Origin of the sequence: Chelativorans sp. J32, from assembly GCF_000518985.1 — a bacterium.
In the GTDB taxonomy this organism is placed as follows: domain Bacteria; phylum Pseudomonadota; class Alphaproteobacteria; order Rhizobiales; family Rhizobiaceae; genus Chelativorans.
In genome coordinates this window covers 476,740-495,511 of sequence record NZ_JAEQ01000001.1, presented here as the reverse complement: position 1 = coordinate 495,511, position 18,772 = coordinate 476,740, and the positions used below count along the sequence as shown (strand labels likewise).

The 18,772-nt window shown below is 61.9% G+C and carries 19 protein-coding genes; 15 read left to right on the top strand and 4 right to left on the bottom strand.

Annotated elements, in window-relative coordinates:
* Positions 1–179: 179 nt before the first annotated feature.
* Positions 180–989 carry a pyrroline-5-carboxylate reductase gene (gene proC, locus CHEJ32_RS0102400; protein ID WP_028032415.1) on the top strand — a complete coding sequence of 270 codons (810 nt, stop codon included), beginning with the start codon at positions 180–182 and terminating at the stop codon, positions 987–989.
* Between the two features lie 18 nt (positions 990–1,007).
* Positions 1,008–1,847: a purine-nucleoside phosphorylase gene (locus CHEJ32_RS0102395; RefSeq protein ID WP_028032414.1), complete on the top strand. Its 840-nt coding sequence runs from the start codon at positions 1,008–1,010 to the stop codon at positions 1,845–1,847.
* 16 nt (positions 1,848–1,863) lie between these two features.
* On the opposite strand, the gene CHEJ32_RS0102390 is transcribed toward CHEJ32_RS0102395, so the two are convergent.
* The 3 genes from CHEJ32_RS0102390 to CHEJ32_RS0102380 form a co-directional block, all read right to left on the bottom strand.
* Positions 1,864–2,421, bottom strand: coding sequence for an HdeD family acid-resistance protein (locus CHEJ32_RS0102390; protein ID WP_051469343.1), 558 nt, complete (start codon positions 2,419–2,421; stop codon positions 1,864–1,866).
* Positions 2,422–2,634: 213 nt separating this feature from the next.
* A complete protein-coding gene (rhaI, locus tag CHEJ32_RS0102385; RefSeq protein WP_028032412.1) occupies positions 2,635–3,927 on the bottom strand; it encodes an L-rhamnose catabolism isomerase in 1,293 nt (430 codons plus the stop codon).
* A 136-nt stretch (positions 3,928–4,063) separates the two neighbouring features.
* On the bottom strand, positions 4,064–6,166 hold the full coding sequence (locus CHEJ32_RS0102380; protein WP_028032411.1) for a bifunctional rhamnulose-1-phosphate aldolase/short-chain dehydrogenase: 2,103 nt from the start codon (positions 6,164–6,166) through the stop codon (positions 4,064–4,066).
* A gap of 183 nt (positions 6,167–6,349) precedes the next feature.
* On the opposite strand from CHEJ32_RS0102380, the gene CHEJ32_RS0102370 reads away from it, so the two are divergent.
* The 12 genes from CHEJ32_RS0102370 to CHEJ32_RS0102315 all read left to right on the top strand — a co-directional run bounded on the left by CHEJ32_RS0102370 (position 6,350) and on the right by CHEJ32_RS0102315 (position 16,642).
* Positions 6,350–7,159: a DeoR/GlpR family DNA-binding transcription regulator gene (locus CHEJ32_RS0102370; RefSeq protein WP_028032410.1), complete on the top strand. Its 810-nt coding sequence runs from the start codon at positions 6,350–6,352 to the stop codon at positions 7,157–7,159.
* A gap of 44 nt (positions 7,160–7,203) precedes the next feature.
* Positions 7,204–8,199, top strand: a complete 996-nt coding sequence (rhaS, locus tag CHEJ32_RS0102365) for a rhamnose ABC transporter substrate-binding protein (RefSeq protein ID WP_028032409.1) — start codon at positions 7,204–7,206, stop codon at positions 8,197–8,199.
* Positions 8,200–8,329: 130 nt separating this feature from the next.
* Positions 8,330–9,874: a sugar ABC transporter ATP-binding protein gene (locus tag CHEJ32_RS0102360; RefSeq protein WP_051469341.1), complete on the top strand. Its 1,545-nt coding sequence runs from the start codon at positions 8,330–8,332 to the stop codon at positions 9,872–9,874.
* Positions 9,871–10,845, top strand: a complete 975-nt coding sequence (locus tag CHEJ32_RS0102355; RefSeq protein WP_028032407.1) for an ABC transporter permease — start codon at positions 9,871–9,873, stop codon at positions 10,843–10,845. Before CHEJ32_RS0102360 ends, CHEJ32_RS0102355 begins: the two co-directional genes overlap by 4 nt.
* Positions 10,842–11,837: an ABC transporter permease gene (locus CHEJ32_RS0102350; protein ID WP_028032406.1), complete on the top strand. Its 996-nt coding sequence runs from the start codon at positions 10,842–10,844 to the stop codon at positions 11,835–11,837. The genes CHEJ32_RS0102355 and CHEJ32_RS0102350 overlap by 4 nt, the downstream gene beginning before the upstream one ends.
* Entirely contained in the window at positions 11,837–12,154 is a 318-nt protein-coding gene (gene rhaM, locus CHEJ32_RS0102345; protein ID WP_028032405.1) for an L-rhamnose mutarotase, read from the top strand. The genes CHEJ32_RS0102350 and rhaM overlap by 1 nt, the downstream gene beginning before the upstream one ends.
* Positions 12,151–13,536: an FGGY-family carbohydrate kinase gene (locus CHEJ32_RS0102340; protein WP_028032404.1), complete on the top strand. Its 1,386-nt coding sequence runs from the start codon at positions 12,151–12,153 to the stop codon at positions 13,534–13,536. The genes rhaM and CHEJ32_RS0102340 overlap by 4 nt, the downstream gene beginning before the upstream one ends.
* Before the next feature lie 123 nt (positions 13,537–13,659).
* On the top strand, positions 13,660–14,226 hold the full coding sequence (locus tag CHEJ32_RS0102335) for a YceI family protein (protein ID WP_028032403.1): 567 nt from the start codon (positions 13,660–13,662) through the stop codon (positions 14,224–14,226).
* A 102-nt stretch (positions 14,227–14,328) separates the two neighbouring features.
* The gene (locus CHEJ32_RS0102330) at positions 14,329–14,718 is read left to right on the top strand and encodes a hypothetical protein (RefSeq protein ID WP_051469339.1); all 390 of its coding nucleotides are present in this window, start codon (positions 14,329–14,331) and stop codon (positions 14,716–14,718) included.
* 3 nt (positions 14,719–14,721) lie between these two features.
* Positions 14,722–15,225 carry a sigma-70 family RNA polymerase sigma factor gene (locus CHEJ32_RS0102325; RefSeq protein ID WP_028032401.1) on the top strand — a complete coding sequence of 168 codons (504 nt, stop codon included), beginning with the start codon at positions 14,722–14,724 and terminating at the stop codon, positions 15,223–15,225.
* Positions 15,222–15,992 carry an anti-sigma factor gene (locus CHEJ32_RS0102320; RefSeq protein WP_028032400.1) on the top strand — a complete coding sequence of 257 codons (771 nt, stop codon included), beginning with the start codon at positions 15,222–15,224 and terminating at the stop codon, positions 15,990–15,992. The genes CHEJ32_RS0102325 and CHEJ32_RS0102320 overlap by 4 nt, the downstream gene beginning before the upstream one ends.
* Positions 15,989–16,642, top strand: coding sequence for a cytochrome b (locus CHEJ32_RS0102315; protein ID WP_371179744.1), 654 nt, complete (start codon positions 15,989–15,991; stop codon positions 16,640–16,642). Before CHEJ32_RS0102320 ends, CHEJ32_RS0102315 begins: the two co-directional genes overlap by 4 nt.
* Here the strand turns inward: CHEJ32_RS0102315 and CHEJ32_RS0102310 are convergent.
* Positions 16,639–17,541 (bottom strand): glycerophosphodiester phosphodiesterase family protein, encoded by a 903-nt coding sequence (locus CHEJ32_RS0102310; protein WP_051469338.1) that lies wholly within the window; start codon positions 17,539–17,541, stop codon positions 16,639–16,641. The genes CHEJ32_RS0102315 and CHEJ32_RS0102310 overlap by 4 nt on opposite strands.
* 439 nt (positions 17,542–17,980) lie before the next feature.
* On the opposite strand from CHEJ32_RS0102310, the gene CHEJ32_RS0102305 reads away from it, so the two are divergent.
* Entirely contained in the window at positions 17,981–18,766 is a 786-nt protein-coding gene (locus CHEJ32_RS0102305; RefSeq protein WP_028032397.1) for a ThuA domain-containing protein, read from the top strand.
* Positions 18,767–18,772: the final 6 nt, after the last annotated feature.

The window sequence follows — 18,772 nt, the reverse complement described above, 5'->3', positions numbered from 1 at the left end:
CCCTTGGATGTCTGCCCATTCGCATAGGCGGCGATGACCGTAAGTGCAATTCGTTGCCATGATTTTTTTCAAGCCACGTTTTGTCGTTGAAAAGTGGCATGCGCGAAGGAATGCCATCGAAATGGTTGCATCCCGCTCGCCGCCGCGTCATTCCTTTGGGCCAGCATCAGGAGGGATTGATGAGTAAGCGAGTGGTTCTCGTCGGTTGCGGCAATATGGGATATGCCATGTTGAAAGGCTGGCTCGCCGCCGGAAAGCTCTCAGCGAGTGAGATAAGCGTGGTTGAGCCGAACAGCGATCTTCGCGCCCGCGCAGAAGGGCATGGGGTGAGCGCGGCCGCCGAGCCGGGAAGTTTGGGGCTCACTGAAGCTGATCTGATCATCTTTGCGGTGAAGCCGCAGATGATCCGCGATGTCGTGCCGAATTACCGCTCCTTCGCACCGGATGCCACCTTTCTCAGCGTTGCGGCAGGGACGGCCATGGCAACCTTCGAGGAGTTGCTTGGCAGTGAAGCGGCCGTGATCCGCTGCATGCCGAACACGCCGGCTGCCATCGGTAAGGGAATGCTGGTGGTTTTCTCGAACCGGAACGTTCGCGCTGAGGTCAAGGCGTTCGTGAACGATCTCCTTACTGCCAATGGTGCCGTTGCGGGGGTTGAGGATGAAAGGCTGATGGACGCGGTGACGGCTGTTTCCGGTTCGGGCCCTGCCTATGTCTTCCACTTCATCGAATGCCTGACGGCTGCTGGAGAAAAGGCAGGCCTGCCCGGCGAAACGGCCAAGCTTCTTGCGATGCAGACCGTGTATGGGGCGGCCGTCCTCGCCAAGGAAAGCGGCGAAGAGCCGGGCAAGCTCCGGGAACAGGTCACCAGCCCCAATGGCACGACTGCGGCGGCTCTTGCGATCCTGATGGGCGAAGAACGGCTCCAGACACTTGTCACCGAAGCGGTGGATGCAGCCCGGCAACGCTCGATCGAGCTTGGAAAATAGGCGGCTTGGGTGGAGACCATGGCGGAAACCTTGATGGAGCGTCTGAACCGGGCCGACGGCTCCATTGCCGCGCGTGCCGGCGCCCCGGCCGAGATTGGCATCATTCTCGGCTCCGGCCTCGGCGATCTCGTCCAATCGGTACGGGAAGCGGTGGTGATCCCCTACGCGGAGATCGAAGGCTTCCCCATTCCGACCGCCCCTGGCCACAAAGGAAATCTCGTAACCGGGATTCTTCACGGACGGCGGGTGGCGATGATGCAGGGCCGGCTGCATCTCTATGAAGGATGGACGGCACAGGATATCGCGCTTGGGATTTATCTGCTGAAGCGGCTCGGCTGCACCAGCCTGATCGTGACGAACGCGGCGAGCGGCCTCAACCCGGAATACCGGCCGGGAGACGTGATGCTGATCGAGGATCATCTCAACTTCACGGGCTCGAACCCGCTAGTGGGGCCGAACAGCGCCGAGATGGGCCTGCGCTTCCCCGACATGTCGCGCGCCTATGACCCCGATCTTCTGCAACTTTCCGCCGAGGCGGCGGGGCGCGCCCTGCAGCAGGTCCATCGCGGGATCTATGCTGGCATTCTCGGTCCTTCGCTGGAGACGCTGGCGGAACGCCGTTTCCTGCGCGCCACCGGATGCGACGCTCTCGGAATGTCGACCGTCACCGAAGTAACCGCGGCTGTCCATGCCGGGCTTCGCGTCATCGGGCTTTCTGCGATAACCAATGCTGCCACGAGCGATGACCGTCGGACGGATACGATTGAGGAAGCGCTTTCCAGCGCATCCCTCAGCGTTGAGAAAATCGATGCCATTCTGCAGGAGCTGCTACCGCTCCTGCCCCACCGGTCGCGGTGAAGCAGAACGGCGCCGGTTATGCGTTGCGCAACGCCAGTCCAGCAGCGATCCAACCCACACCCGCGAAGACGAGATCCACTCCGAGGAAGATGCCGAGCACATAGAGGCTCGTTGTGGGCCAACCTCCGACGATCATGAGACCGACGATCACCGTGATGATCGCGGAGAGAAGAATCCAACCCCATCCAGACGTGCCGCGCAATTGAACCGCAAGAACTCCCCGCACGATCCCGGCGGCGATCAGTCCGATACCCAGCATCAGGGTCAACACCAGCGAAGCCAGCAGCGGGTTGGAGAAAGCGATAAAGCCCGCAACCACATAGAGGGCGCCGATCAGGACCCACAGGAAGAAACGGCCCCAGCTTCTCATCTGGAAACCATGTACAATCTCTGCGATACCAGAGAGCGTCATCATCACGCCAACCACGAACACGCTCGCCACCGTCGCCGTCACAACGCTGCCGAGCGCAATGATGCCGGCGATCAGGAAGATCACGCCAAGCGCTACGACCCAGCCCCAGCGCATTCTCAGTTCAGAACCGCGGTCTGGAGCCCATTCCGTCATGCCAACCATTGCAGCCTCCTTTATCCAATAAACGAAGCAAACCGCCACGACTTGCGGGGCAATCGCAGTCCGGCGTGGACAAAGGCTCTCACTTCGCCATCACACTGTCAAACGAAGCTGCGGTCGAGCGTTTCCGAAGTTTTTATAGGACGGAGCGCCTTTGTGATGAATCGGCGCCAGCGTCCCGCAATTTGCCCGTTTGGGCACGCCATCCTTACGGCCTCAAACAATTCCTCCACCGCTCCCGGTTACCGGCGGGCGTTCCGCGGCGGCCCTCAGACGGTAGCCGCTTTCGCGATAGACCGACACCGGGTCAGCGGCGCCGTTTCGCTCGAGGCGCGCCAAGGCAAGGATCGGCTCCACATCCGTGCGAAATGCCGTCTTTAGCGTTTGCGCCGCCATCAGAGCATCATTCTGCTCCTGGAAACTCTCCAGCGCTGTGCGATCGACCAAAAGGGCCTGCGCATAAGCGCGCTGCACTTCCGTCGCGGAGACCATGAGGCTTTCGATAGGGTCGGTGACGTTATGGCTCTGGTCGAGCATATGGGCCGGGTTGAAGCCCGGTTCGTTGCGGTGCTCCGCATCAACCAATTCATTGAAAACGAGGAACAGCCGGTAGGGATCGATCGAACCAGCATCCAGGTCGTCGTCGCCGTATTTCGAATCGTTGAAATGGAAGCCGCCGAGCTTGCCGAACTGGATCAGGCGCGCCACGATCATCTCAATGTTCACGTTCGGCGCATGGTGGCCGAGATCGACGAGACAGAATGCCTTCGGCCCGAGTTCCTGCGCGATGAGGTAGTTGGTTCCCCAATCCTGCACGACCGTGGAATAGAAGGCAGGCTCGTACATTTTGTGCTCGGTGAAGAGGCGCCAATCTTCCGGCAGCGCGGCATAGACCTCGTGCATCGAGGCGAGATAGCGCTCGAAAGCTTTCGTGAAACTGCTCTGGCCCGGAAAATTCGAGCCGTCGCCGATCCAGACCGTCAGTGCCTTAGACCCGATCGTCTTCCCGATCTCGATGCATTCGATATTGTGCTCGATCGCCTGCTGACGCGTGGCGGCGTCCGTGTGCGAGAGCGAGCCGAACTTATAGGAATATCTGTCGCCCGGATGATCCTGGAAGGTGTTGGAGTTCATGGCATCGAAGCGCAGGCCGAAACGCTCCGCTGTTTCGTTCAAGCGACCGGGGTCGGCCTTATCCCATGGAATATGAAGAGAAACGCTTGGCGTGGCGCGGGTGAGTTGTTGGATCACCGCGCAGTCCTGAAGCTTGTCGAAGATGTCGCGCGGCTCGCCCGGGCCAGGAAAGCGCGCAAAACGCGTGCCGCCAGTGCCCACGCCCCAGGACGGGATGGCAACGCCAAAGCCCGCCACTTTTTCCCTTATGGCATCGATCGAAACACCGCGGCGGTCGAGTTGCTCGCCGAGGGTCTCGTAGTCGCGCTTTAGCGCGGGCATGCGAGCGTTGTTGTGGCGCTCCAGCAAGCTCGGATCGATCACATGCTCGGACATTTTTCCTCCCGCATTCTTCGCCATCTTGCCTTTTCCCCGAGCGCGGCACCTTCCCGCCTCCTGATAGCGAGAAGGCTCCCTCCATCACGGGCAGCAAAGGGATGGTGGCAACGTAATCGTCACCACACGGACCCAGTCACCTTGTAAAGCTCTGCGCATTCCCTGCATCGACGTTCAAAATGTTGCCGGTCGACTTCGCCGCCACATCCGAGGCGAAAAAGGACACCGCCTCGGCCACGTCCTCGGGAAACACGTTGAGCTTCAGAAGCGAGCGCTTGCGGTAATGCTCCTCCAACTCGTCCGGGCTCATATTGTAGGCGGCAGCGCGCTGCTCGCGCCACTCTCCCGACCAGATTTTCGAGCCGCGCAGCACCGCGTCCGGATTCACCGTGTTCACACGGATGCCGAACTCCGCCCCTTCGAGAGCCAGACAGCGCGCCAAATGGATCTCCGCGGCCTTCGCCGTGCAGTAGGCTGACGCGTTCGGCGATGCTGCCAGCCCGTTCTTCGAGGCGATGAAGACGATCGACCCGCCCGTCTTCTGCCGCTTCATCAACCGGAAAGCTTCACGCGAGACGAGGAAATAACCGGTGGAAAGTATATCCATGTTGCGGTTCCACATGGATAGCTCCGTCTCGTCTACGGGGGCGGCGGAAGAAATGCCGGCATTGGAGACGAGGATGTCGAGCCCGCCATATTCGCGTGCGGCGAAGGCGAAGGCGGCGACCACCTCCTGCTCCTTGGTCACATCGAGACGGACGCTGCGCACGACGTCCGCCGTGTACTGGCGGCCAAGCTCGGCGTCGGTTTCTTCAAGAGAGTTCCCGTCAATGTCAGCCAGCACCACGCAAGCGCCGTCGCGCAAGAGCCGCTCGGCGCTCGCCTTGCCGATGCCGCCGGCCCCGCCCGTGACGAGCGCCACCTTACCGGCGAGCGGCTTCGGCTTGGGCAGGCGCTGGAGCTTCGCCTCCTCCAGCACCCAATATTCGATGTCGAACGCCTCCTGCTCGGGGAGGCCCACATAGGAGGAAACGCTGGAAGCTCCGCGCATCACATTGATAGCATTGACGTAGAACTCCCCCGAAACGCGGGCGGTCGCCTTGTCCTTGGCGAAGGTGATCATGCCGACCCCCGGCACGAGATAGACGACCGCGTTGGGATCGCGCATGGGCGGGCTCTCGGGCCGCTTGCAGCGGTCATAATAAGCGGCGTGGCCTTTGCGATATTCCTCCACCGCCGCACTCAGGCCCTCCAGCGTTTTTTCGATATCCGGATTGGCCGGATCGAAATCCACCACCAGCGGGTTGCGCTTGGTGCGCAGGAAATGGTCGGGGCAGCTCGTGCCGAGCTCGGCGAGCCGTTCCATCTCTTGCGAAGACACGAATTCCAGCACCGCGTCGGAATCGTCGAAATGGCCGATTTTGCATTCGGAAGCCGAGATCATGCCGCGGATCGCGGGCATCAGCTTCTCGGCGATCGCGAGCCGCTCCGCGGACGACAGCCTCGGGCGCACGGAGCCGCCGAAGGCCTGCTTGCCGGCGGTCTTCTCCTCGAACCACCCAATGGCCCGGTTGATGATGCGAATCGTGGTTTTGTAGCACTCCTTCGCCGTATCGCCCCAGGTGAAGAGACCGTGCCCGGCAAGCACGACGCCATTGGCGTCCGGGTTCTCACGGCAGAATTTTTCGAGCCACAGCCCGAGCTCGAAGCCCGGCCGTTTCCAGGGCAGCCAGCCGATCTCGCCGCCATAGATCTCCGCCGTCAGATCCCGACTGTTCTCCGCCGCGGCAATCGCAATCACCGCATCCGGATGCATATGATCGACGTGCTTTCTCGGCACGAACGCATGCAGCGGCGTATCGATTGAGGCTGCGCGGGGGTTCAGGTTGAAGGTGCAGTGGGGCAGATATCCCACCATCTCGTCCTCATGCTCCACGCCGCGATAGAGCTTTTTCAGGCTCTCGAGCTTCTCCATATACAGCGTCGCAAAGCCATTGAGCTTGATCGTGCCTACGTCGCCGCCGGAGCCCTTGACCCACAGCACCTCGACGGTCTCACCGGTAAGCGGATCCTGTGCCATCACCTTGGCGGACGTGTTGCCACCGCCGAAATTCGTGATCCGCTTGTCGGAACCGAGCAGGTTGGAACGATAAAGCAGTCGTTCCGGCTCAGACATCGGAGCCGCCTTGGCTTCATCCCAGAGATTGTCGAGCCGAGCAGCGCGGGTGTTGTCGAGCATCAGGAATCCTCCCATGGACCTCCGAAAGGAGGCGCAGCAGGATTTAGATCACAACGAGAGGTCGCGATTGTCAATCATAAACGATCAAGAATGATCACACTGTAGCACATCAAGCATAAATATGATCGAATTTGATTGACAATGCCGATATGGGCGCCCTTAATACGTGCAGTGGGAGGAAGCATGCACGAAAAGGAACGCCATCGGATCATCCTGTCGGCCGTCCAGGAAAAGCCTGTTGTGACGGTGCAGGAATTGGTCGAGATGACCTCGTCGTCCGAGGCGACGATAAGGCGTGACATTGCGGCACTCCATGTGCAGAAGCGGCTTCGGCGCGTGCGCGGCGGGGCGGAGGCCCTCAACCCGCCGCAGATTGTAGGGCTTGCCGGCCGTCCGTTCAGGGTGAACGAGGCCTTGCATTCCGCCGAGAAACGGGCCATCGCCCGGGCGGCGGTGGAGCTTTGCCAGGACGGCGAGCCGATTATCATCAATGGGGGCACCACCACCTTCCAGATGGTGCATTTCCTTAGCAATCGGCGCATGCCGATCTTCACCAATTCCTTTCCGATCGCAGAGCACCTGCTCAAGCATTCCAAGAACACGGTGATGCTGTCCGGCGGCACGATCTATCGCGAGCAGAACATCATCCTTTCGCCGTTCGACAATGACGTAACGCGCAATTTCTACGCGCGGAGGATGTTTATGGGGGCGCAGGGGCTCGGGCCGCTCGGCCTGATGGAGGGTGACCCGCTCCTGATCCAGGCAGAGCAGAAGCTGATCGACCAGGCGGACGAGCTTGTCGTGCTCGTCGATTCCTCGAAATTCCGTCAGCGGTCGAGCCTCATTCTCTGCGGCCTGTCCCGCATCTCCACCGTCATTACGGATGAAGGTATCGAGGATCGGGAGGCCAAGATGCTGGAGGAGGCCGGCGTCTCGCTCATCATCGCCGGAATGGGCCAGCCGAAACGGGAGGAAACGTCGCTGCCCGCCTGAAGGCGGGCGGCTGTTCAGGCAAGGACAATCAAAGGGAGGAACAGATGTCTATTGTCAGGAAATTGCTTGCCGCGGCGGCCGTCACCGCTGCGCTCGTGGCGACGCCGGCCATGGCTGAGCCGGTCAAGATCGCGCTTGTCGTCAAATCGCTCGGCAATGGCTTCTTCGACGCAGCGAATAAGGGCGCGCAGGAAGCCGCCAAAGAAATCGGCGATGTAGAGGTGATCTATACCGGCCCGACCTCGGCGACCGCCGAAGGCCAGATCGAAATCATCAATTCGCTGATCGCCCAGCAGGTGGACGCCATCGCGATCTCCGCCAACGATCCGGATGCTCTTGTGCCCGCGCTGAAAAAGGCGATGGACCGCGGCATCACCGTGATCTCGTGGGACTCGGGCGTGGCGCCGGAAGGCCGCGAGATGCACCTCAACCCGTCCGACACGGACCTGATCGGCGAAACGATCATCAAGCTTGCGGCCGACTATCTGCCTGAGGGCGGCGACGTCGCCATTCTCTCCGCCTCTTCCACGGCGACGAACCAGAACGCCTGGATCGAAGCAGCCAAGAAGGTGCTGCCGGAGAAGTTCCCGAACATCAACCTGGTTGCGGTCGTCTATGGCGATGACGACTCGGTCAAGAGCACCAACGAGGCGAAGGGCCTCATCGCCTCCTATCCCGACCTCAAGGCCATCATCGCCCCAACCACGGTAGGCGTCGTCGCCGCGGCGCAGGTGGTGACGGACCAGAACCTGATCGGCAAGATCAACGTCACCGGGCTGGCGCTGCCGTCCGAGTTCAAGAAGTTCATCGACAATGGCGCAAGCCAGGCCGTGGCGCTCTGGAACCCGATCGACCTCGGCTATTCGGCCGTCTACCTCGCCCACCAGCTCGCCACGGATAAGGCGGAGGCCAAGCCCGGCGCGAAGCTTTCCATCGGCCGCGTCGGCGAGGTGACGTTGGATGATACCAATGCGGCGGCCATGGCGGCGCCCTTCCAGTTCGACAAGTCGAACATCGAGGAGTTCTCGAAGATTTACTGATCTTCGAGCGTACGGGCGCGGCGGTGACTGCGCCCGTATCCCTGATGGGATCGTTGGAATGTCTTCGCCCTTGGCACTCCCCTTTCAGACAGGCGGGCATCCCGCAGCCGATTCTACGGGCTCTAGCCATATGATCCATACCTCCGTAGAGAGCCCAAAGCCCCTCCCCGCTGGTGGTGAAATCACGCCGCTCCTCACGCTCTCCGGCATCAGCAAAAACTTTCCCGGGGTTCGCGCGCTTTCAGGCGTGAGCCTGTCGCTTTATCCGGGCCAGGTGACTGCGCTCATAGGTGAGAACGGCGCCGGCAAGTCGACGCTCGTGAAGATCCTCACCGGCATCTACCAGCCCGACGAGGGCGAGATCCGCATCGGCGGGCAACCGGCGAAGCTGCCGACCGCGCATGCGGCTTTCGAACAGGGTATAACAGCCATCCACCAGGAAACGGTGCTCTTCGATCATCTCACCGTCGCCGAGAACATCTTTCTCGGACACGCACCGCGCACGCGTTTTGGCATGATCGACTGGCGCACCATGCGCGCCAACGCAAAGGAAGTGCTGGAAACCCTGGGCGCGGGCCATATTGACGCCGATGCACCCCTCTCCGATCTCGGCATCGCCAACAAGCATCTGGTGGCGATCGCGCGGGCGATGTCGATCGACGCGCGGATCGTCATCATGGACGAGCCGACGGCGGCGCTTTCCGCCAAGGAGATCGAGGAGCTTTTCCTGCTCATCGAGTTCCTGAAGAGCCAGAAGAAAGCGATCCTCTTCATCAGCCACAAGTTCGACGAGATCTTCCGCATTGCGGACCGCTATACCGTCTTCCGTGATGGACAGATGGTGGGCGAAGGACGTCTTGCCGGCACGACGCAGAACGCGTTGGTGCGCATGATGGTGGGTCGCGCCGTCGACCACATCTTTCCCGAGCGCCAGCCGAAGATCGGCGGCCCGCTGCTCGCCGTCTCCGGTCTTTCGCATCCGACCGAATTCGACGACATCAGCTTTGAACTAAGACAGGGCGAGATCCTCGGCTTCTATGGCCTCGTCGGCGCCGGGCGGAGCGAGGTGATGCAGGCGATCGCCGGCATGACTCGAACGAGCCGCGGCACGATCATGCTCCGCGGACAGGAGATCGCACCCAGATCCGCCGCCGACGCCATTTCCGCCGGCATCGTCTACGTGCCGGAGGAGCGCGGCCGCCAGGGCGTCGTCATCGGTATGCCCATCTTCCAGAACGTCTCCCTGCCCTCGCTCAAGCGCACCTCGAAATCCGGTGTGCTTCGGCTCGCGGAGGAGTTCCGCCTCGCACGCACCTATACGGAGCGGCTCGACCTCCGCGCCTCCTCGCTCAGCCAGGATGTGGGCACGCTCTCCGGCGGCAACCAGCAGAAGGTGGTGATCGCCAAATGGCTTGCGACCAAGCCCAAAGTGATCATTCTCGACGAGCCGACCAAGGGCATCGACATCGGCTCGAAAGCTGCCGTGCACGGCTTCATGGCCGAGCTCGTGGCCGAAGGCCTTTCCGTCATCATGGTCTCCTCGGAACTGCCTGAGATCCTCGGCATGTCCGACCGCGTGGTCGTCATGCGTGAGGGTCGCATCGCCGCCATCCGCGAGAATGACGGGCTCGACGCCGAGATGCTGGTGAGGCTCGCCGCGGGGATTGCCCAATGAAGACGCTTGCCAAACACAGGGAGATTTGGCTGCTGGCGGCGATTGTGCTCCTGATCGCGATCATCGCTCTGCGCTTTCCCGTTTTCGCTCGGCCGGGCAACCTGCTCAACGTTTTCAATGATTATTCCATCCTGATCATCCTGGCGCTCGGCCAGATGGTGGTGATCCTCACGCGCTCCATCGACCTCTCGATGGCTTCCAACCTCGCCTTCACCGGCATGGCCGTGGCCATGACGAACGCGGCATTCCCCGAAATTCCCGTGGTATTCCTGATCCTGATGGCCATGGCGATCGGCACCGCACTCGGTGCGTTTAACGGCGTCCTGGTGTGGAAGCTCGGGATCCCGCCCATCGTAGTCACGCTCGGCACGCTCACCATCTTCCGCGGGGCGACCTTCGTCCTGTCGGGCGGAGCTTGGGTGAACGCCGACCAGATGAGCCAAGGCTTCATCGCGCTGCCGCGGATCGTGTTCCTTGGCCTGCCAGTGCTCTCCTGGTCCGCGATTACCGCGATCGCGCTCTTCCATCTCTTGATGACGCGAACGGCTTTCGGCCGGTCCATCTACGCGGTCGGCATCAATCCCACCGCTTCCGTCTATGCCGGCATCGATGTGGGCCGAACGAAGTTCCTCGCCTTCTGCCTCTCCGGCCTGGTGGCCGGGCTCTGCGGCTATCTCTGGATCTCGCGCTACGTGATCGCCTCAGTGGAGGTCGCGAACGGTTACGAACTCAGCATCATCGCAGCCTGCGTGATCGGCGGCGTCTCCATTGCCGGCGGCATCGGCACTGTGGCCGGCGCGGCGCTCGGAGCTCTGTTCCTCGGCATCATCGGCAGCAGCCTTCCCGTCATCAACATCTCCCCCTTCTGGCAGCTCGCGATCTCCGGCAGCGCCATCATCCTGGCCGTCGTGCTCAATGCGCGCGGCGAGCGCCGGCAAGGCCGTATCATTCTCAGGAGAGCCGAGGCATGACGACCGACACCGCGCGCCACATCCCCGACCGGCTGGACAGTCCGTTCAGATCGGCGGTCTTCAGCTGGGAAATGTTGCTCGTGCTGGTCGCGATTGCGATCTTCGTCATCAACAGCATCGCCTCGCCTTATTTCCTCAATGCGTGGTCGCTCTCCGATCTGACCTTCAACTTCACCGAAAAGGGGCTGATCGCACTTGCCATGGCGATGCTCATCATTGCCGGCGAGATCGACCTTTCAGTGGCGGCGATCATTGCGCTTGCCTCGACGCTGATGGGCATGGCCCTTCAGGCCGAAGCGGACACGCCGACGCTCGTCCTTATCGGCGTTGGGGTCGGTCTTCTCTGCGGCGCCTTCAACGGCGTCCTGGTGACGCGCCTCGGCCTTCCCTCCATCGTGGTCACCATCGGCACGATGAGCCTCTTCCGCGGCGTCGCCTACATCATTCTCGGCGACCAGGCCTATAAGGGCTATCCGGAAAGCTTTGCCTTCTTCGGGCAGGGCTATGTGGGCTGGGTGATCTCCTTCGAGCTGGTGCTGTTCCTCGTCGCCGCGCTTGTTTTCTGGTTCCTCCTGCACCGGACAAGCTTCGGCCGCACCGTCTTCGCCATCGGCAACAACCCGATTGCAGCGGCCTTTTCCGGCGTGCGCGTAGAGCGCGTTAAATTCATCCTCTTCTGCCTCACCGGCCTGATGTCCGGCATAGCCGCCGTGCTCATCACCTCCCGCCTTGGCTCCACGCGGCCCTCCATCGCACAAGGCTATGAACTCGAAGTCATCACCATGGTCGTGCTCGGCGGCGTGAACATCCTGGGTGGCGCAGGCTCCATCCTGGGCGTGGTGCTTGCAGCGGTGATCATGGGCCTCGTCACCTTCGGCCTCGGCCTGATGAACGTTCCGGGCATCGTGATGTCGATCTTCATCGGCCTGCTTCTGATCGTCGTGATCGCGCTGCCGATCATCTGGAACAGGCTTAGGGAACGGAGTGCCTGATGCCGGAGAAATACGCATTCAAGATGAAGCTCCATCCGGGCATGCGGGAGGAATACAAGCGCCGGCACGACGAGATCTGGCCGGAACTGGTCACCCTGTTGAAGGAAGCCGGCGTTTCGGATTACTCCATCCACCTCGATCCTGAGACGAGCACGCTCTTCGGCGTGCTCTGGCGGACCGACGGCCACAGGATGGCGGACCTGCCCCATCATCCGGTGATGAAGCGGTGGTGGGCGTATATGGCCGACATCATGGAGACGAAGCCGGACAACGAGCCGGTGAGCATTCCGCTTGAAACCGTCTTCCACATGGAATGACGATGCGCCGGGTCGCCGTCATCGATATCGGCAAGTCGAACGCCAAGCTTGCCTTGGTCGATATCGAAGAGCTAGCCGAACTTTCCGTGCGGAAGGTGCCGAACAGGCCCCTCAGGACCGGCCCCTACCCGCACCACGATGTGGAGGCATTGTGGACGTTCATTCTCGACAGCCTGGCCGAACTAAGCCGCCAACACGGGATCGATGCGATCTCCGTGACGGCGCATGGCGCTACGGCCGTGCTGCTCGGGGAAAATGGCAGCAGCCTCGCGCTGCCCGTGCTCGATTATGAGCATGACGGGCCGGACGGGCTGCGCAGTGACTACGAGGCCGTGCGCCCGCCTTTTGCGGAGACCGGATCGCCTTCCCTACCGCTTGGGCTCAATCTCGGCGCGCAGCTCTATTGGCAGAGCCGCACCTTCCCGGAGGATTTCGCCGCTGCCCGCGCAATCCTCATGTATCCGCAATACTGGGCCTTCCGCCTCACGGGCGTTGCGGCAAGCGAGGCGACCTCGCTTGGCTGCCACACCGACCTGTGGAACCCGGAAGCCGGCGGCTTTTCTTCGCTTGTCGAGCGGATGCGTTGGCAGCAACTTTTCCCGCCCTTGCGCGCAGCAGGCGACGTACTCGGCCCCATCCTGTCGGAGATTGCCGATCGGACCGGCCTCGATCCTGCTACGCCCGTGCTCTGCGGCATCCACGATTCCAACGCCTCTCTATTCCCGCACCTTCTCTGGCGCCAACCTCCCTTCGCCGTAGTCTCGACCGGAACATGGGTCGTCTCCATGGCGGTGGGCGGGAAGAAGGTCGCGCTCGATCCGGCACGCGACACACTCGTCAACGTAGACGCGCTCGGCGAGCCCGTGCCGTCGGCCCGCTTCATGGGCGGGCGGGAATACGAAATCCTGATGGCAGAGCACAGCACCGACTGGAACGAGGCCGATATCCAAGCGGTCCTTGCCGAAGGCATCATGCTCCTGCCCTCGGTGCAGAGGGGCTGCGGCCCGTTCCCAAACTCGGCATCGCGCTGGGTCGCCCCAAGGGAACTTTCCCCCGGCGAGCGCACTGTTGCCTCCGCCTTCTATCTGGCGCTGATGACGGCCACCTGCCTCGACCTGATTGGCGCCGCGGGAGCTATCCTCGTCGAGGGCCCTTTTGCCGAAAATGGCGTTTACATCGACATGCTCGAAGCCGCGACCGCTCGGCCTGTTATTGCCCAAACCGGGCAGGCGACCGGCACGAGCGTCGGCGCAGCACTTCTGGTGAAGAGGCTTCGGCCTGCAGGCCCGTCTGAAGGCTTACGGCAAAGCCGCGCCGATGAAGAATGGAATGTCTATGCCGAAAAATGGCGGACAAGCGGCAGCAGAAGACTCGGCCAATAGAACCGGCCGCAATCCGTGCTCCTTCGCCCCGCCATCCCCAAATGAAATCTCTGGCTCCCGGGATTATTCACTTCAGCCGGGTGTTTTTGCTCCATGCCATTCCCGTCCTGAAGGACGTTACCCATGTTCAAGATATCATTGATTGCGGCAGGGTTGCTCATTTGCGCAGCGGCCGCCCATGCTCAAACCCTCTCCGATCTTCGCGGCCGGTATGCGATTGCGCCGTCGTCGCAAATCGCCTTCTCCGTGGGCCAAGTGGGCGGCGGAGGGATCAACGGCCGGTTCTCGCGCTTCTCCGGCGCGTTCGAGCTTCACCCGGACAATGTCGCGCGCTCAAACATCAACATCGAGTTGGAGCCAGCAAGCGTTCAAACCGGAGAACCGCGCGTGGAGAATTTCCTGCGCTCGGATGCGGTTTTCGATGTCGCTGCGCATCCGACGATCACGTTCCGCTCCACCAGGGTTCGCCAGGACGGTCCGAACAGCGCCGTAATAGAGGGGACCCTTACGGCGCGTGGCATCACGCGCCGGGAGACTTTCCATGCGACTTTGGCCGGGCGTGATGGCCGCGCTCTTGCATTCCATGTGGTGGGCGACGTGTTCCGCTCGCCTTATGGAATGGACGTGGGAACCCCGCTTTATTCCAATGTCGTTCACTTCGACATGATGCTTCGCGGGCAGCGGCGGTAGGTAAATTGCGTATTTTATCGGCAAACCGGGATTAAACAGCCGACACTACTGTTTTTCCCATGCGGATTGAAACCGCGTCCATAACCAAGAAAGGTTTTGAGCATGCGTACTCCAATCGTCATCGCCGCCGCTATGGCAGTGGCATTACCCGTTGTCGCATACGCCGCCGATTTTGCCGGCGGCGCGATCAAGTCTGCCGAGACGTCCAAAGGCCGGGTCCTCACCGACGCCAAAGGGATGACACTCTATACCTTCGACAAGGATACATCGGGTGTGACGAACTGCTATGACGACTGCGCGGTCAAGTGGCCGCCGCTAATCGCTGCCTCCGGCGCCAAGGCTGGGGGAGACTTCAGTCTGGTGAAGCGTAAGGACGGAAGCGAGCAGTGGGCCTATAAAGGCATGCCGCTCTATCTCTGGCAGAACGACAAGAAGCCCGGCGACACTACGGGCGATGGCGTGGGCGGGGTCTGGCACATCGCCAAAGGGTAGGCCATGCCGCAGATCCTGGACGAGATCGAGGAATGTGTGCCGGCGCTCAGACGTTATGCTCGGGCGCTGACGCACAATCCCGACCTCGCGGACGATCTCGTCCAGGACTGTCTGGAACGTGCGATCCGGAAGCGCGCGCTCTGGCGCCCCTCAGGTTCCGTGCGATCCTGGATGTTCCGCATCCTGCTTAATGTCTACCGCAATGATTTGAGGCGGCGCCGCCGGGCGCCCGACCTGCCGCTCGACACGCTCCAAACCGATCCGCCCAGCCTCGATACGCAATCGGGCCGGCTGGCGCTTGCCGAGACGGCGCAGGCCATGCAGGCGCTCCCCGTGGAGCAGAGGGAGGTGCTTCTTCTCGTGGCAGTCGAGGAGATGAGCTATGCCGAGGCGGCGGAGGTGCTGGCCATCCCGCTTGGCACGTTGATGTCGCGCCTGGGAAGGGCGCGCGCCACGCTGAGACGCATGACGGAGACCGGCGCGCCGAGATTGAGGTCCGTGAAATGAGCCGCGGGAAACGCAAGATCACCGAGCACGACCTGCACGCCTATACCGACGGTGCGCTCACAGGCGCGGCTCGCGAAGCTGTAGAGGCAGAGCTTGCCATCGATCCCACCGCAGCGGACGAGGTGGAGATATGGCGCCGTCAGAACGAGGCGCTGCGCGCACTCTATGGTCATGTGACGGACGAGCCTGTGCCGCCACGTCTCAGCGTTCAGCGGGCCGATCGGGAGTTGCGTGCCAGCTCCTGGCACTGGAGCCGCATGGCGGCGGCAGCCGTCATCCTCCTCGCGCTCGGTGTAGCTGGCGGCTGGTTCGGGCGCGATCTCGCCAGCACCGCACCGACGGAAGCGACACTCGTGGCCGAAGCGGTGGAAGCCCACCGTGTCTACGCCGTTGAAGTCCGCCATCCCGTAGAGGTGTGGGCTGACGAGAGGGACCACCTGCAGACATGGCTCTCCAAGCGGCTCGACCGGACGATCTCTGTGCCAGACCTCCGAGACTATGGACTTACCCTGGTCGGCGGTCGGCTTCTTCCTGCCTCCAACGGCCCTGCCGCACAGTTCATGTACGAGGATGAAACCGGGCGCAGGGTGACGCTTTATATCACCCCCTCGCGAAGCGAGGGAGAAACCGCGTTCCGCTATGCAAGGCTCGAAAGGCTCGATGCCTTCTTCTGGAGCGACGAGGGGATAAGCTGCGCGATGGTGGGGGATCTCCCGCGCGACAGACTGAGGGAGATCACGGCCCGCGCCTACGAACAGCTGGTATGAGGCTTCGACCGAAGGCCGCAAGCCTCAATCGGAACCGGGCGGTCTACTGGAAGAACGATGCCATGTTGCGGAATTCCCGCCTTTCCTACGGCCTCGTCGCCATTCTCTTCCACTGGGCGATCGCAATCCTGTTCCTCGGTCAAATAGGGCTGGGCTACCTGACCCAAGCCACCGCCGATGATCCGCGACTCCAGTTCAACCTCTACCAGTGGCACAAATCGGTGGGCTTCCTCATCCTCCTGCTTGCCCTCCTCCGTCTTGGCTGGGCACTTTCCGGTGCCAAGCCGAAACCGGTCGCGGGTACGTCTGTCTCCGAAGCTCTGGCTGCCCGCATCGCTCATTCCACCTTGCTCGCCATGACGATCCTCGTGCCCCTCACCGGCTGGGCAATCGCATCCACCTCCCCGCTCATGATCCCGAGCTTCGCCTTCAATCTCGTGCTTGTGCCCGACCTGCCGCTTGCCCGCTCCGATGAGGCGGAGGCGTTATGGTCGAACATTCACGCCGTTCTGGCCTATGCTTCGGGCATTCTGGCGGCTGCCCACGCGGGGGCCGCTCTTTATCACCAGTTCGCCCGCCGCGACGGCACGCTCATGCGCATGTTCACGCCGTCACGGAACACCGGGCCAGGCAAGAGACCCGCCCCCTAGCCGCCCATCCGCAGCAGGTAGGCGCGTTCGGTGGCCACGGCTTCGTCCGTGGTGATCTGATCAATGCCGAGCTCGAGGAGCCGCTCCAGCTTCCGCCATTCATCGTCGCTGAACCCGCCATCCGGATCGGCAAGGGTGAACGTCCAGGCATCGACCCGCGCACCGTGATCGTGGCAAATGCGGACGAGATCGATGCCGTCCGCATAGGCGTCCAGCAGGAGCTTCCAGTTGAGATAGACGATATAGGGCCGAATGGGCCCGCTCAGTTCGCGCGTGAGCTGACCGCCAACTTCGCTCTTCCGCCCCGCCCTGTGCAGGTCCATCAGGCGAAAGGAGGGTTCGAGCCCTCGCTTGGCCGCCGGCAATCTGTCGGTGATCGCCAATGTCAGCTCGGTGTCATCTCCACTGACCACCAGATGCTTGTCACGGTCTGCAAATAGACCCTCAAGCCGGTCGAGTGCCCCTTCTCCGACTGACGCAAAGTCATCCTTCATATCGAACTGAAGCAATGCGTCCTGTTGGGCCGGACCCAAGAGCTCGGCGAGGTCTTCGGCCGTGAGGACGTGGCGGACCGTGCCGTCCCGCGCCGGCTCGGTATAGAGCAGTCCTCGGATGTCGTCGCCGGTATAGGCAGAGACAGGTCCGGAGCCGTTCGTCTCGCGGTCAAGGGTGCGGTCGTGTAGAACGGCAAAGCTGCCGTCACGCGTCGCGCGGAGATCGATTTCCATCGAGGCTCCCAGCTTCAGCCCAGCGGCGAGAACCTCACCGCTAAAAAGCGGGTCCTTCATCTCGCGCCGAAGCCTGTGCCACTTGAGAAGCACGCGTTTGCCGCCATGATCTATTGCCACACCTGTTGCGGCATTGGCGGTATTCGTGGCTGCGATGTTTTGGCTCGGCATGGTCTTTCCCCAAATATCGTCAAATTTCGATGTTCTTGCAGCCGTGGGCGCGAGACAACAGACGCCTATGTTAGCGGCAAAGTACTTCGTAAGAGTGGCAGGAATCACACGCCTTACGACATCCTCGCCGCGGTCTTTTGAACGTTCTTGACTGAGGAGCAGAAAGGGAACAGAACGAGACTGGGGGCGCAGCGTGTCCTCGGCCAAGAGCCGCAAAAGGGCTGTCCGAATGGAAGACAGGCCCGGCATTGCCGACCGAACCACTGCACCGCTGGGTGCCTAGGGCGGGTTCATATCCGAGTTTAGATATCCGGCCCACGGCTTTCCATCAGGTTACAGCTAGGCGCGTTCCACCAAGTGGCACGTCTGAAAAGTGCGCAGGAGTCCGATGCGGGGTGTCCTGTGCGCATGATCCAACGAAAAGAAGAAAAGGATGCTCATGAGCATCAAGGTTACGGTGTGGGGTGAGAATGTGCACGAGCAGCAAAGCGAGCTCGTGCGCTCGATCTATCCCGAAGGAATGCATACCACCATCGCCAAGGCCATTGCCGCCGAGGGCGACCTGCAGGCGAGGACAGTGGTGCTGCAGGACCCTGAGCATGGCCTGACCGAGCAGGTTCTGGCCGAAACCGACGTCCTCGTCTGGTGGGGCCATAAGGCGCACCGCCAGGTGGAGGACGAGATCGTCGAGCGCGTGGCAAAGCGCGTGTGGGAAGGGATGGGCCTCATCCTGCTTCACTCCGCCCATTTCTCGAAGATCTTCAAGCGCCTGATGGGCACGCCCTGCGCGCTGAAATGGCGCGAGGCGGGCGAGCGCGAGCGAATCTGGGTCGTCAACCCCGGCCATCCGATCGCCCAAGGCCTTCCGCCATATTTCGAGCTCGAACAGGAAGAGATGTACGGCGAGCCCTTCTCCGTGCCGGAGCCGCTCGAGACGGTGTTCATCTCATGGTTCCAGGGGGGCGAGGTGTTCCGCTCCGGCCTCACCTATCGCCGCGGCGCGGGCAACATCTTCTATTTCCGGCCGGGCCACGAGGCCTATCCCACCTATCACGATGAAACGGTGCACAAAGTGCTGAGGAACGCGGTGCGCTGGGCCTATTCGCCCATGCCGGCCTACACCGCCGTCCATGACGCGCCGAACGTGCCGGTCGACAAGGCGCCCGAGCCGATCACCGAGCGTGGCCCCAAGCTGCACAAGCCCGGCGAGGCCGGTTTCAAATAGGAAATT